The organism is Caballeronia sp. J97, assembly GCF_905220305.1.
In the GTDB taxonomy this organism is placed as follows: Bacteria; Pseudomonadota; Gammaproteobacteria; order Burkholderiales; family Burkholderiaceae; genus Caballeronia.
In genome coordinates, this window is sequence record NZ_CAJMZL010000048.1 from 1 (window position 1) to 13785 (window position 13785).

Below are 13785 nucleotides of genomic sequence, written 5' to 3' on the forward strand. Positions count from 1 at the left end.
AGTACAGCAGTAGAAGTACAGCAGTAGAAGTACAGCAGTAGAAGTGCAGCAGTAGAAGTGCAGCAGCAGAAGTGCAGCAGTAGAAGTACGGCAGCAGAAGTACGGCAGCAGAAGTACGGCAGCAGAAATACCGCAGTAGAAATGAAGCAACAGAAGTACGGCAATAGAAATGAAGCAGCAGAAGCACAGCAACAGAATTACAGCAGCAAATGTATCAACAGTACCCGCAGTAGCATCAAACCGTGACGTAAAAGTGAGTAGCTGCAGCAGTGACCCAAAGCCGGACGTGTGCGCGAGCATCCGTCCGGCTTTTTCACGCGCGCCTATTATTTCGCTCGATCGCCTTGCACCTGAGGATTTGCCGCCTACACTTAAAGTAGTTTCTCAACTGCTTCGAGGGAGGCAACAATGAGAACGAGAACCCGCGAAGTCGTCCGCATGCTCGCGACATTCCGCCATTCGGCGCACTGTCGAAGGCTGCGCGCGGCCGCGGCGGCGCAGGAAGCGCGCGATCTCGCCAATGAGCCCTTGCAGGACGATGCGACCGAAGAGGACGAACGCACCGAATCCGATATGCGGTCCGCCGTGCGCAAGCCTCACCCGGGCATGCATTGACACGCGCGCACTCAGACGCCAGTCGGATTCCTGAACGGCGAAAAGCGCCAGTGGCCGCTCGCGTCCTTCACCGCGATCGCCCCGTGCTCATGAAGCACTTCGCCGACGGCCCCCGGCTTGATGTCATCGGTGATGCGGATGACGAGCAAGGTGCGCTGCGGCGCGGCGTCATCGCTGGCGGGCAGCGTGCCTGGGCGCTGTGGAACCGGCTCCTGCGGCGCGAACCGGTTGCGCGCGCCGATCACGCCCTGATGCTCGCCATGCGCGACATATTCTGCATCGTCCTCGTCGTGCGCGGGCGGCAGGAATGCATCGATGTCGATTTCGCCGCGTCCCGCCCGGTAAAGATGCGCGTCGTCGCGCCGCAAGCCTGCGAGTTGCAATGCGCGTAGCGCGTCGTGTCCGTCCCGATAGGAACCGAACACGCCAACTATGACCTGATTCATCGTCGCCCCCTCTGTTGGTCCGCAGCGCTTCGCAGACCAAGCAACTGATGTCATCCGTGCGCGGTGTTCGATTCGTGATCCGCGCTCTTCGATTCGTCAGAAGAACTTCAGCAACGCGCGTTCCCGCATGATGGTTTTGAAAGGAGAGGCGGCGATCACGCATTGGCCGCAGGTTGCGACCCCCACGGCTATCACCTAAAGTAGCTGAACTTCTTTCCCGGATCCGCGCGTTTGCGACGCGCTCTTCGCGAGGTTCGCATGATTGCGAAAGCCAGTGCTTGGTTGCTCGTGCTGATGGCTGGCTCCGCGGCGGCGGCGCCTTGCTATAACGACGGCGATGTCGTCACGCTCGAAGGCACGGCAACGCGCCAGGCCGCGCATGAAGGCGATGCATCTGCGAAGTCCGCGTGGGTGCTTTCGCTGGCGAGTCCGGTGTGCGTGCTGAGCGCGGGCACGGGACAAGGCGGGCGGCAACAGTCGAACGTGTCGGCGGTGCAGATCATCGACGCGACGCCCACGGAGAACGCGCGCATTCAGTTGACGGGCAAGCTCGTCACCGGCAATGTCAGCGGCTATTACGCGGTGCCCACCGCGATCTGGGTGCTCAAGCAGCGGGTGCTTTCGGGACAATAGCGCCGCATGGCCCGCACGGACGATGCATCGAAACCCGCGGGAAATACGAACGATCAGGCCGCTTTCGCGTGCGCCTGATAGCGCCAGTATTCGGCTACGACGATATGCAACGGCTGATGATCGAGCTTGCGTTCCTCGGCGAATCGCAAGATGGCATCGAGTTGTGCGCCCGTGCAACGGAACGCTTCGCGGCGCATGGCCGTCTGGTTTTTCTTGTGCGTGGTCATGGCAATCCTTTTTCTAGGACCTTCCCCGACAGGGCAGGGTCGTTCGACGGGGCGGCCCGTGCGCGCGAACGCTGCCTGCTGCTTTCACATTAAGCCGGAGCCACGCGAGCGCGACCGGCTGTTAGCGCACATAGCCGTCGAGACATCGCAGATAGCGCAAGGCGCGGACCGCATCGTGACTTCGTTTGCTTTCACGGCTGGAATAAACCTTTCGGCTGTGCCGTTTAGCATGGGTGAACCCGCGCTGCAATCGAGACGCGGGACCCGGGAGGAGAACCCTGTGAGCGTCGATCAACACGCGCAGGACGAACTCGCGCACATTTCGCGGATGATCGCGGAGCTGGAGCGCGTCGCGACGAACGGGCGCGGCGAATCCACGCGATATGCTGTCATGCGGCCGGAGTACTGGCTGCGGCGCATCGATGCGTTGATGGTCGCGTCGACCAACGAGCCATTGCGGCGCGATGCCGCTGCATTGCGCGAGCGCCTGGCGGATGCATTCGCCGAGGCGCGCGAACGGGATACGGGGCACGCGGGGGAACGGGCGCGGGAGACCGGCAGCAGAAAATGAAGCGAAGCGACGTGCGTGGCGGCGCATGGGCTTGACGACATGCGCCGCTGCAGCGTCAACCGGTCTGCTCGACCGGCGTCACGTCGATATCGAGCTTCTGCGTGCCGCGCAGCACCGCGATCTTCACCGTCTTGTCGATGCGCGATGCGTCCAGCGCGCGCTGCAGGCCGTCGACGCTATCGACGGCGATGCCATCCACCGCGACGATGCGATCGCCCGTGCGCAATCCGCCGAGCGCGGCCGGGCTGCCTTTCACGATCTCCATCACATGCACGCCGCTCGCGGACGCGAGCTCGAAGAAGCGCTGCACGCGCCGCGAGATCGGCGTCGTCGTCCCCGCCACGCCGATATACGCGCGCCGCACGCGTCCATGCGCGAAGATCTGCATGATGACCCACTTCGCCGTATCGATCGCGGTCGCGAAGGAGATCGCTTGCGCGCCGGAAATGATCGCGGTGTTCACGCCGATCACCTGTCCCGCCGAGTTGATGAGCGGGCCGCCCGAGTTGCCGGGATTGAGCGCGGCATCGGTCTGGATGACGTCGTAGATCATGCGGCCCGACGTGGAGCGCAGCGTTCTGCCGAGCGCGGACACGACGCCCGTCGTGACGGTTTGCGCGAGCCCGAGCGGATTGCCCACCGCGATCGCAATCTGGCCGACGCGCAGGCTGCCCGAATCGCCCAGCTCGACGTGCGGCAGCGGCTCCGGCGAGCCGATGCGCAGCACCGCGAGATCGCTCGCGGGATCGTCGCCGACGAGATCCGCATCGAAGCGCGCGCCATCCGCGAGCGTGACGACGATATGTGTCGCACCGTGCACGACATGGCTATTGGTCAGCAGATAACCGTCGGGCGTGAAGATGAATCCCGAGCCCGTGCCGCCGACGTTGCGCCGCGCACCGCGCGGGTCGGCGAGCTGGCGCTCGACTGAAATGAACACGACCGCTTGCTGGACGCGCTCGAGCGCGCCGATGACCGTGCGCGAATAGGCGTCGAGCAGGGCGGTATCGTCGAGCGCGGCGGCGGGCGCGGCGTTCTGTGCGCCGCGCGCAAGATCGTCGATGAATTGAGGCCGGCTTCCCATGTGCTGTGAACTCCCGATGTCTGGAAGCCGACATGCGGGCCGCCGCAGCCGATTTCAAGAGATCGTTGCGCTTGCGAGCAGCTTCATCGGACCGAGCGTTTCGATGACGTCGCGTTGCGCGTCATCGCGTACGAAGAGCGAGCCCGCGAAACCGAGCGCATTCACCGCGACGCCTTCGACATGCGACACGCTGCGCGGCACGGCGAGCATCCAGCGGCGCGTGACGAGCAGGTTGTAGGGCGCGCCCTGATGCGCGACCCCTATTACATCGAGCGGTTGTACGCCGATCGCATCCAGCAGTTGCAGATAGGTTGCGCGCACGTTGGCGGCGCTGTCGTCGTCGAGCCATGCGGCCGCATGCGCGAACGCGAGTTGCGGCACGCGAAAGATGCCGTTCGTGCGCGCCGCTTCGATGGCCGCTTCGATCGGCAATGCGTGACCATCGAGCGGCAGGGGCACCATCTGCAGATGCTTGTGCGGCTGACTCGATCCGGCGACCTTGCCGCCGTTGTAGAAGCCGAGCCCGTCGAAGCGATCGAGGCAGGCGAGGAGCGCGGCGAAATCATCCTCGCCGATGAGCGACTCCTGCGGCTCGAAGTCCGTCGTCACGATGAGCAGATGATGCGCGAGCACGTTGAACTTGTTCAGCAACAGAAAGTGCCGCTCGCCGATATCGCCGACACGCAAGGCTTCCTCGCACGGCGAGAACGGATCGCGCCATTCGCTCGCCGCATCGGCGGCGGACTTCGCCGCGAGCTTCGATGCCTGCTCCTTGCGCGCGAGATTCGCGGCCTGGCGCACGAGAAAGCGCACGCCGCCGTCTTCGATGACGCTTTGCGCCGTATCGAACGAACGCAGCGCGCCGCATGCGAGCGCGCGTTCGCTTTGAGCAACCACGTCCTGCCATGAAGGGGTGTTCATTCGCGCCATGCTTCTCCTTTGCCGAACTCGTATCGTTCGAGCGATGCCGCATGCATCTCGATGCTGTAGCCGGGTGCCTGCGGCGGCATATATCGTCCGTTCCTGATGACGACGGGATCGAGAAAATGTTCGTGAAGATGATCGACGTATTCGAGGACACGATGATCGAGCGAGCCCGAAACGCAGATGTAATCGAACAGCGAAATATGCTGCACATACTCGCACAAGCCGACGCCGCCTGCATGGGGACACACCGGCACGCCGAACTTCGCGGCCATCAGCAGGACGACGAGCACTTCGTTCAGTCCGCCGAGACGGCAACTATCGATCTGACAAAAGTCGATCGCCTCGGCTTGCAGCAACTGCTTGAAGATCACGCGGTTCTGGCAATGCTCGCCGGTCGCGACGCCGATCATCGGCGCGAGGCGCCTGCGTATCGCGGCATGGCCGAGCACATCGTCGGGGCTTGTTGGCTCTTCGATCCACCACGGATCGAATTCCGCGAGACGGCGCATGTTCGCGATGGCTTCATCGACTTCCCAGACCTGATTCGCGTCCATCATCAACTTGCGGTCCGGGCCGATTTCCTCGCGCAGGATGCGTGCGCGCCGGATATCTTCTTCAAGACTGCCGCCGACTTTCTGCTTGAAATGCGTCCAGCCCGCCGCGACGCCTTCGCGCGCGAGCCGGCGAATCTTGTCGTCGTCGTAACCTAGCCACCCGGCGGATGTCGTGTAGGCCGGAAAGCCTTGCGCGAGCATTTCCTTTTCGCGTTCGCCGCGCGTGCCTTGCAGGCGCTTCAGCAAGGCGAGCGCTTCGGCGGGCGTGATGGCGTCGGTCACATAGCGGAAGTCCAGACAGCTCACGAGCGCCTCCGGACTCATGTCGACGAGCAATTTCCACACGGGCTTCTGCTCGCTCTTCGCCCAGAGATCCCATACGGCATTGACGACCGCCGCGGTCGCGAGATGAATCACGCCTTTCTCGGGCCCGATCCAGCGCAACTGACTGTCCGACGTGAACGCGCGCCAGAAGCCGCCCATGTCCGCGGCAATGTCTTCCACGGTCTTGCCGACGACGAGCGGCGCGAGCGCCTCGACCGCCGCGACCACGACTTCGGTGCCGCGCCCGATCGTGAACGTGAGGCCATGACCGGCGAGTCCGGGCGCATCGGTTTCGAGGATCACGTAGGCGGCCGAATAGTCGGGCGCGGCATTCATCGCGTCCGAGCCGTCGAGCGATCTCGAAGTGGGAAAGCGGATATCGCGCACGAAGAGTTTCGTGATGCGGGTCATGTTCATCTCCTCGTTGAACGGAGCCTTTCATGAAGGTACGGATATGCTGCAATGCACTCGCGCAAACGACATTGACAAGGCTTGTTTCGCCTCCTAGCCTGCTAGCATGTTAGTGCGAAATCAAGGGCGGCGTGAGCTCATCGACGAATGAAAACAGCCTCGCCGCCGACCCTTACCGCGCGTTGCCCCGATTGCACGGTTCAGAGCGCGGCAGCCTCACCGACGCCGTCGAGGAGGCGCTGCGCGCGGCCATCGTCAATCTGGCGATGGAGCCCGGCATGATGATCGACAAGCTCGCGGTGTGCGAGCGCATGGGCGTATCGCGCTTTCCGGTTTCGTCCGCACTGGCGAAGCTCGCGGCCGTGGGCCTCGTCGAAGTCTTGCCGCAACGCGGCACGCGCGTCATGCCTATCGTCATGCACGACATACGACAGCATCTGTTCATCCGCAGCGCACTCGAAGTGGAGACCGTGCGCACGCTCGCCGCCACTTGCGACGACACAACGCTCGATGCGCTCGACGCTAATCTCGAACGCGAACGCGATGCCGTGCAGCAAGGTCTGCGCCGCGAGTTTCATCTGCTCGATCTCGCGTTTCATGAACTGCTTCTCGATGCAATCAATCTGCCGCGCGTGAAGGAAATTGTCGCGGCATCGCGCAATGCGCTCGATCGTGCGCGCCGTCTGATGGCGAGTCCCGAGCGCCACGCACATACGCTCGCGGAGCACAGGCGCATTGCCGATGCGATTCGCGCGCGCGATGGCGATGCCGCCGCGCGCGCGATGCATGGGCATCTGGATGAAGTCGTCGCGGAATTGCGGCGCTTCTCCGCTGAAAGACCGGACCTGTTCAGGGAGTAGGAGACAAGGAAGACAAGAAGCGTAGTCAACCGCAATGGAGGAGACACACGATGAACCTGATCAAGCAAGTGGGCGCGGTGACCGCGCTCGCGGCCGCATGTCTCGCCGCAGCGCCGGCGATGGCGGCCGAGGACTTCAAGGGCGTGACCGTCAACGTGATGACCTTCGTCGGTCCGCAGATCGCCGAGCCGCTGCAGCGCCGCGCGCCCGAGTTCGAGAAGCTGACGGGCGCGAAGGTGAACGTGCTGACGGTGCCGTTCTCCGATCTCTATCAGAAGCTATTGACGGACTGGGCTTCCGGTACGAACTCCGTCGATGCCGCCGTGTTCGCGCCGCAATGGATGGTCGATTACACGAAAGGCGGCTTTCTCGAAGACCTGACGCAGCGCGTCGCGAAAGACGCGGCGTTGAAGGAGGACGACGTGATGCCGTTCTTCGTCGACTTCTCGCAGAAGTTCAACGGCAAGACCTATCTCGTCGCGCTGGATGGCGATTTTCAGATGGTCTATTACCGCACGGATATTCTTCAGCAACTCGGCAAGGAGCCGCCGAAGACCTGGGACGACTACCTCGACATCGCGAAGGCCGCCAACGGCAAGGTATTCGGCGGCGACGGCAAGCCGGTCGCGGGCTCGTGCATTTCGAAGAAGCGCAACGCGCAGGCTTATTGGGCGATCATCTCCATCGCGGGCGGCTATCTGCAATCGAAGGGCACGGCGCAAGGCGCGTTCTTCGATCCGCGTAACTTCAAGTCGCTCGTGAACAACGACGGCTTCAAGGAAGCGCTGCGCGTCTACAAGGAATCGACAACCTACGGGCCGCCCAACGAAATCAATCTCGATGTCGGCGATACGCGCAGTGCATTCATCTCCGGTCATTGCGCATTGACACTCGACTGGGGCGATGTCGGCGTGCTCGCAATCGATCCGAAACAGTCGAAGGTGATCGACAAGGTCGGTGCGGTGATTCTGCCGGGCTCTCGCAAGGTCGTCGACCGCGACACGGGCAAGCTCGTGCCGTGCGACAAGACGAGGTGCCCGTATGCGATCGACGGCGTGAATCACGCACCGTTCGCGGCGTTCGGCGGCTGGTCGGGCGGCGTCAACGCGAAGGCGAAGCCGAAGGTGAAAGACGCGGCCTATGCGTTCCTCTCGTTCATGAGTCAGCCGGCGCAGTCGAACGTGGATGTGACGATCGGCGCATCGGGCTTCAATCCTTACCGGCGTTCGCAGTTCACGGACATGTCGGCATGGAAGAAAGCCGGCATGAGCGACGCGGCCGCGAAGTCGTATCTCGGCGCGATTCAGCAGAGCCTGCAAAGCCCGAACATGATCATCGATTTGCGCATTCCGCAAAATCAGCGCTATGAGCAGGTCGTGCTCGATACGGCGGTCGCGCGCTTCGTCGCGGGCGAAATCGATGCGGACGCGACGATGAAAGCCATCGACACGGGCTGGAGCGAAATCACCGACGATCTCGGCAAGGACACGCAGTTGCGCGCGTACAAGGCGTCGATCGGCGCGAAGTGAAGAGGAAGGCGAGCGCGCCGGTGCGCGACGCGCTCGCTTCACCATGGAGACTCGATGAATACGCCGTCGCATGCATCGGCAGCGGTCGCAAACGAGCGAGGCTCGCGCGCGCGTGTCGCGAACTGGCTCGACCGGCAGGCGCCCTTCGTATTCGTGCTGCCGACCGTGCTGTTGATTCTCGCGTTCTCGATCTTTCCGCTCGTGACTTCGGCCTATCTTTCGCTCACGCGTTTCGAGCTGGGCGAGGGCGGATATCAACTGACCTTCACGGGCCTGCGCAACTATGTGCGGCTCTTCTCCGGCAGCCAGCAATATCACTTCACCGGCGTGTTCCGTGCGCCGGGAATCGTGAGCATCGCGACCATCGCGATCGCGGTGCTCGCGGTGATCTTCTGGTTCTATCGCTATGTCGGAAGCGGCCGGCGCTCGATCATGGGCGCGCTCGGGCGCGTGATTGCCGCCGCGACATTCCTCGCGCTCGTGTGGCTCGCGGCGAATACGCTCGGCGGCGGCGGCGCGCTAGGCAGCCTGATGGTGACGATCTTCTATGTCGTGCTCGGCGTCGCGCTGCAATTTTTCATCGGGCTCGGGCTTGCGTATCTATGCACGCTGCCGCTCGCGGGCGGCCGCTTCTTTCGCCTGCTGTTCTTTCTGCCGCTGATGGTGACGCCTGTCGGCATCGCGTACATGTTCCGCATGATGGCCGATACGTCGGTCGGACCGCTCGCCCCGATCTGGTCGTGGCTCGGCCTCGGGCAGATCGCGTGGGCGGCGGACCCGTGGCTCGCGCGGCTCGTGGTCGTGATCGGCGATACGTGGCAATGGGTGCCGTTCATGTTCCTCGTGATGCTCGCCGCGCTCGAAGGCACGTCGCGCGAGCAGATCGAGGCGGCGCAACTGGACGGCGCATCGGCCTGGGGCGTGTTTCGCGATGTCACCTGGCCGTCGATCGCGCCGGTGGCCGCGAGCGCCGTGCTGATCCGCCTGATCGAGGCGTTCAAGATCGTCGACTTGCCGAACGTGCTGACCAACGGCGGCCCCGGCATCGCAACGGAATCGATGACGCTGCACGCATTCATCGAATGGCGCGCGCTCAATCTCGGCGGCGCATCGGCGGTGGCGTACATGCTTTTCTTCGTATCGACGATCGCGTGCGTGTCGTTCTTCCAGTTCGTCGTGCGGCGCGCGCGAGGAGAGTAGCGATGAGTTCGCTGAAACGCTGGTTCGTGCCCGCGCGTCTGGATGAGTTGCCGATCGGCGCAAAGGCGATCGCTTATCTGCTGCTCGGCGTATGGTCGATCGTCGTTCTGTTTCCGCTCTACTGGATGGCGATAACCTCGTTCAAACTGCCGGTCGATGTATCGACGGGGCCGCTCTACATTCCGTTCGTCGACTTCAAGCCGCATCTCGATGCATGGCATTACATCTTCGTCGATCTCGGGCCGGACACGTATCGCCCTTATATGAATTCGCTGATCATCGCGACGTGCGGCACGGCGGCATCGGTCTTTCTCGGCTCGATGGCCGCATATGCGCTCGCGCGCATCGCGTATCGTCCGCCGGTCGCGGCGGTCGGTCTCGGTGTGCTGTTGATCGCGCTGCTGATCGCGGCGGTCGCATGGGGGCATGTCGATCTGCGCATCGCGATGGCCGTCGCGCTCGCGCTCTTCTTCCTCGCCCTGCGCCCGATCGTGCGGCGCGCGCGCAGGCATCTGAACAACGATGACATCCTGTTCTGGGTCGTGTCGCAGCGCATTCTGCCGCCCGTCGTCACCGTGATCCCGATCTATCTCATCTTCAAGGATGCCGGCCTGCTCGACACGCATCTCGCGCTCATCATCACCTATGCGACCGCGAACCTGCCGATCGTCGTCTGGCTGATGTTCGACTTCTTCGACGGCGTGCCGCGCGAGATCGAAGAAAGCGCACAGATCGACGGCGCGACGCGCTTCTCGATTCTCTTCGGCATTGTGCTGCCGCTCGTCGCGCCGGGACTCGTCGCAACGAGCCTGCTCGTGCTGATCCTCGCGTGGAACGAGTACCTCTTCGCGCTCTTTCTGACGACCGCGAACGCGCAGACGATGCCGCTGCTCGTCGCCGCGCAGAACGCGACGCGCGGGCCGCAATGGTGGAACATGTCGGTGCTGATACTCATCATGATCCTGCCGGTGATGTTGCTGACGCTCACGCTGCAGCGCTTCATCGTGCGGGGCATTCTCGTGGGAGCCGTGAAAGGATGACGGTCATGGATAGCGAGGCGGTGAAGGTCGACGACGCTCGCCTCTCGAAGATCGCGGCGGCGCGCCAGTCGAAGAGCGTGTCGTTGAGGAACGTCGGCAAGATGTTCGGCGACACGCGCGTGCTGCGAGACCTTTCGCTCGACGTGCAGGCGGGCGAATTTCTCGTGCTGCTCGGCGAATCGGGCTGCGGCAAGACGACGGCGTTGCGCATCGTCGCCGGGCTCGAATCCGCGACGGAAGGCGCGGTCTTCGTCGGCGAAACCGATGTCACGCATCAACTGCCGCGCGACCGCGATGTGGCGATGGTGTTTCAGTCATACGCGCTCTATCCGCACAAGACGGTGTTCGAGAACATTGCATATCCGCTCATCGTCAGAAAGCGCCCGAAGGCCGAGATCGATGCCGCCGTGCGTGAAGTGGCCGCGAGCGTGCAACTGGAGCCGTTGCTGTCGCGATTGCCGCGGCAGTTGTCGGGCGGGCAGCGTCAGCGTGTGGCGCTCGCGCGCGCGATCGTGAGGCGGCCCGCGGCGTTTCTGATGGACGAGCCGCTCTCCAATCTCGATGCCAAGCTGCGCGGCCACATGCGCGCGGAGCTCAAGCATATGCAGCACGAGCTCGGCATCACGACCATCTACGTGACACACGATCAGATCGAGGCGATGACGCTCGCGCATCGCGTGGCCGTTCTCGACAAGGGCGCGCTGCAGCAACTCGATACGCCCGCGCGCATCTATTCGGATCCGGCGAATCTGTTCGTCGCGGGTTTCATCGGTTCGCCGCCGATGAATTTTCTGCGCGGCGCGCTGACGCAAGGACGCTTCGATGCGTCCGGTGTCTCGCTTGCGACGTCGATTCGTCACGAGGGCAAAGCGACGCTCGGCGTGCGTCCGGAGGAATGCTCGCTGGTCGCGCCAGGTGAGGGCGAATGGCAGGGGCGCATCTATTCGGTCGAACTGATCGGCGATCACTCGCTCGTCACGATGAACGTCGGCGAGCAACAGATGATCGTGAAGGTGCCGAATACGTTCGCGGGCGAGATCGGCGGCGCTGCGGGTGTGCGCGTGAACCGCGAACGCATCTACTTCTTCGATGAGCACGGCGCGCGCATTCGCCAGACTGTCGGATAACCGTAAGCGTTTGCGCACGCTGCAAAGCGTTCCTGTGCGTGTCGTCTATATTGGATTTATAAAGATCCGATAGGGAGGTGCGACATGAGGCGCATCTATTTCTTGCTCCCGAGTGTGGCGAGCGCAAAGGGGATCATCGACGAACTGCTGCTGAAGCGAATCGAATGGCGGCATATTCATGTGCTCGCGCGGCCTCATGAACCGCTGGAGGACTTGCCGCAGGCGACGCTCGTTCAACGCACCGATCTTTTGCCGGCGCTCGCCCGCGGAACGGCTGCCGGCGGCGTGACGGGCGCGCTCGCCGGACTCGTCGCGATGGCGTTTCCGCCGGCGGGATTGACGATTGCGGGCGGCGCGGTCGTCTGCATGACGCTCGCGAGCATGGGTTTCGGCGCCTGGGCCGCGACGATGATCGGCGTGGGCATTCCGAATACGCGCTTGCGGCGTTTCGAGCACGCGATTGAAGACGGCGAATTGCTGATGATGGTCGATGTGCCGAAGGATCGCGTCGAGGAAATCGAGGCGCTCGTGAAGAGTCATCATCCGGAGGCGGATGTGGAAGGGGCCGATCCTACTATTCCGGCGTTTCCTTGATGGGGTTTTCGCCGGATCCCGATTTTTTAGTGGTCTATTGGCGTTGCCCCTGTGCGGGGCGGCAGTCACTTTCTTTGCTGCTGCAAAGAAAGTAACCAAAGAAAGCAGCTATCCCCATCCAAAGTACCTCACGCCGGCCCCGGCACAGGCGATTGGCCTAATGGTCCGCCAGTAGCGAGCGCCCTCACAAGCAGAACAGGGCTTGGCTCGCACACGGTCTGACAAGCCAGTCGTTCAAGGACACTGGTTCAGCACAAAAGAGCATCGGCACAGCGCTACGCGCTGCCGCCGGGCCCACAAGGGAAACCAGCGGGCTGCGCATGCAGTGAGATGGAAGCGTTAGCAAAGAAGCACACGCAGACCCGATGGACCGGTCGGCCGCGAAGCGGGCCGGCGCTATTTCGTGCTGAACCCGCAAGGATTGCTGTGCGATGAGACGGATCGTGCGCGATCCAAGCCGTGTTCTGCTTGTGAGGGCACTCGCTACTGGTGGACCATTAGGCCAATCGCCTGTGCCGCGGCCGGTGTGGAGTACTTTGGATGGGGAGAGCTGCTTTCTTTGGTTACTTTCTTTGCAGCAGCAAAGAAAGTGACTGCCGCCCCGCACAGGGGCAGTGCTAATAGACCGACGCGAATACGGGATTCCACGAGAGCCGTGGTGAACACAGCAGCAAAGTAAGCAAAGAAAGTGACTGCCGCCCCGCACAAAGCAATGCCAATTGCCCGACGCGACCACACGATCCGGCGAAAAGCACCCAAGCAAGCCACCCAAACCCCGTGTCATTTTGATGCGATAAGATCACACCCCGGGAACCGATCGACCCAGACAGAACGCGTAAAAGAACGAGCGTTCACAAACCGAGGATGAAAAACCCGATGCGCCGTGTGGTCTTCAATCAAAAGGGTGGCGTAGGCAAGTCCACCATCGTTTGCAATCTTGCCGCGATCAGCGCCTCGCGCGGCCTGCGCACACTGGTCGTCGACCTCGATCCGCAGGGCAATGCGAGCCAATATCTGCTGGGCGCGCAGGCCCGCGACGCGCAGCCGAATCTCGCGAGCTTCTTCGAATCCGCGTTGAGCTATAGCTTTCGCGAACCGGCGTTCGAGTCCTTCATCCATTCGACGCCGTTCGAGAATCTCGACATCGTGCCGTCGCACCCGAATCTCGAAGCGCTGCAAAGCAAGCTCGAATCGCGCTACAAGATCTACAAGCTGCGCGATGCATTGAAGGGCTTGCAACAATACGACGCCGTCTATGTCGACACGCCGCCCGCGCTCAACTTTTTCACGCGCTCGGCGCTGATCGCGGTCGAGCGCTGTCTGATTCCGTTCGATTGCGACGACTTCTCGCGCCGCGCGCTTTATTCGGTGCTCGATAACGTTCAGGAAATCCGCCACGATCACAATCCGGATCTGAGTGTCGAAGGCATCGTCATCAACCAGTTTCAGCCACGCGCGAGCCTGCCGCAGCAACTCGTCGACGAATTGCGCGGCGAGGATCTGCCCGTGCTCAATTCGCATCTGTCGCTCTCCGTGAAAATTCGCGAGAGCCATCAGCACGCGCGCCCGATGATCTACTTCGAGCCGCGTCACAAGCTCGCCCAGGAGTATGTCGCGCTGCACGAGGAACTGAACGGCTGACG

General features: G+C 62.7%; 16 protein-coding genes. 10 read left to right on the plus strand and 6 right to left on the minus strand.

Translation table 11 applies throughout. The features are described 5' to 3' along the window. A partial coding sequence (locus U4Y90_RS33785; RefSeq protein WP_321801246.1) for a hypothetical protein occupies nt 1–300 on the minus strand: 300 nt, incomplete at its 3' end. A gap of 108 nt (nt 301–408) precedes the next feature. Here U4Y90_RS33785 and U4Y90_RS33790 point away from each other — a divergent pair. After that, nucleotides 409–615: a hypothetical protein gene (locus U4Y90_RS33790; protein WP_321801247.1), complete on the plus strand. Its 207-nt coding sequence runs from the start codon at nt 409–411 to the stop codon at nt 613–615. Nucleotides 616–626: 11 nt separating this feature from the next. Here U4Y90_RS33790 and U4Y90_RS33795 read toward each other — a convergent pair whose 3' ends face one another. Then, nucleotides 627–1061, minus strand: coding sequence for a hypothetical protein (locus U4Y90_RS33795; RefSeq protein ID WP_321801248.1), 435 nt, complete (start codon nt 1059–1061; stop codon nt 627–629). Nucleotides 1062–1319: 258 nt separating this feature from the next. Here U4Y90_RS33795 and U4Y90_RS33800 point away from each other — a divergent pair, with 258 nt between their 5' ends. Then, nucleotides 1320–1694 carry a hypothetical protein gene (locus U4Y90_RS33800; RefSeq protein ID WP_321801249.1) on the plus strand — a complete coding sequence of 125 codons (375 nt, stop codon included), beginning with the start codon at nt 1320–1322 and terminating at the stop codon, nt 1692–1694. A gap of 53 nt (nt 1695–1747) precedes the next feature. Here the strand turns inward: U4Y90_RS33800 and U4Y90_RS33805 are convergent, their stop codons facing one another. Beyond that, a complete protein-coding gene (locus U4Y90_RS33805; protein ID WP_321801250.1) occupies nt 1748–1921 on the minus strand; it encodes a hypothetical protein in 174 nt (57 codons plus the stop codon). Between the two features lie 280 nt (nt 1922–2201). Here U4Y90_RS33805 and U4Y90_RS33810 point away from each other — a divergent pair, with 280 nt between their 5' ends. Next, nucleotides 2202–2492: a hypothetical protein gene (locus tag U4Y90_RS33810; protein ID WP_321801252.1), complete on the plus strand. Its 291-nt coding sequence runs from the start codon at nt 2202–2204 to the stop codon at nt 2490–2492. 55 nt (nt 2493–2547) lie between these two features. Here the strand turns inward: U4Y90_RS33810 and U4Y90_RS33815 are convergent, their stop codons facing one another. Genes U4Y90_RS33815 through U4Y90_RS33825 form a run of 3 tightly spaced genes read right to left on the minus strand, consistent with a single transcriptional unit; the run spans nt 2548 to nt 5792 of the window. Continuing rightward, nucleotides 2548–3576, minus strand: coding sequence for a S1C family serine protease (locus U4Y90_RS33815; RefSeq protein ID WP_321801254.1), 1029 nt, complete (start codon nt 3574–3576; stop codon nt 2548–2550). 54 nt (nt 3577–3630) lie between these two features. Beyond that, nucleotides 3631–4506, minus strand: coding sequence for an ATP adenylyltransferase family protein (locus U4Y90_RS33820; protein ID WP_321801256.1), 876 nt, complete (start codon nt 4504–4506; stop codon nt 3631–3633). Then, nucleotides 4494–5792, minus strand: coding sequence for an L-fuconate dehydratase (locus U4Y90_RS33825; protein ID WP_321801258.1), 1299 nt, complete (start codon nt 5790–5792; stop codon nt 4494–4496). The genes U4Y90_RS33820 and U4Y90_RS33825 overlap by 13 nt, the downstream gene beginning before the upstream one ends. A gap of 131 nt (nt 5793–5923) precedes the next feature. On the opposite strand from U4Y90_RS33825, the gene U4Y90_RS33830 reads away from it, so the two are divergent. The 7 genes from U4Y90_RS33830 to U4Y90_RS33860 all read left to right on the plus strand — a co-directional run bounded on the left by U4Y90_RS33830 (nt 5924) and on the right by U4Y90_RS33860 (nt 13783). Then, nucleotides 5924–6652, plus strand: a complete 729-nt coding sequence (locus tag U4Y90_RS33830) for a GntR family transcriptional regulator (RefSeq protein WP_321801260.1) — start codon at nt 5924–5926, stop codon at nt 6650–6652. Nucleotides 6653–6702: 50 nt separating this feature from the next. Beyond that, a complete protein-coding gene (locus U4Y90_RS33835) occupies nt 6703–8181 on the plus strand; it encodes an extracellular solute-binding protein (protein WP_321801261.1) in 1479 nt (492 codons plus the stop codon). A gap of 54 nt (nt 8182–8235) precedes the next feature. Next, nucleotides 8236–9381, plus strand: a complete 1146-nt coding sequence (locus U4Y90_RS33840; protein WP_321801262.1) for a sugar ABC transporter permease — start codon at nt 8236–8238, stop codon at nt 9379–9381. Between the two features lie 2 nt (nt 9382–9383). Further along, the gene (locus U4Y90_RS33845) at nt 9384–10421 is read left to right on the plus strand and encodes a carbohydrate ABC transporter permease (RefSeq protein WP_321801263.1); all 1038 of its coding nucleotides are present in this window, start codon (nt 9384–9386) and stop codon (nt 10419–10421) included. Nucleotides 10422–10426: 5 nt separating this feature from the next. Continuing rightward, on the plus strand, nt 10427–11548 hold the full coding sequence (locus U4Y90_RS33850) for an ABC transporter ATP-binding protein (RefSeq protein ID WP_321801265.1): 1122 nt from the start codon (nt 10427–10429) through the stop codon (nt 11546–11548). An 84-nt stretch (nt 11549–11632) separates the two neighbouring features. Then, complete coding sequence (locus U4Y90_RS33855) at nt 11633–12142, plus strand: DUF1269 domain-containing protein (RefSeq protein ID WP_321801267.1); 510 nt, start codon at nt 11633–11635, stop codon at nt 12140–12142. 876 nt (nt 12143–13018) lie between these two features. After that, the gene (locus U4Y90_RS33860; protein ID WP_321801302.1) at nt 13019–13783 is read left to right on the plus strand and encodes a ParA family protein; all 765 of its coding nucleotides are present in this window, start codon (nt 13019–13021) and stop codon (nt 13781–13783) included. The last annotated feature ends 2 nt before the right edge of the window (nt 13784–13785 follow it).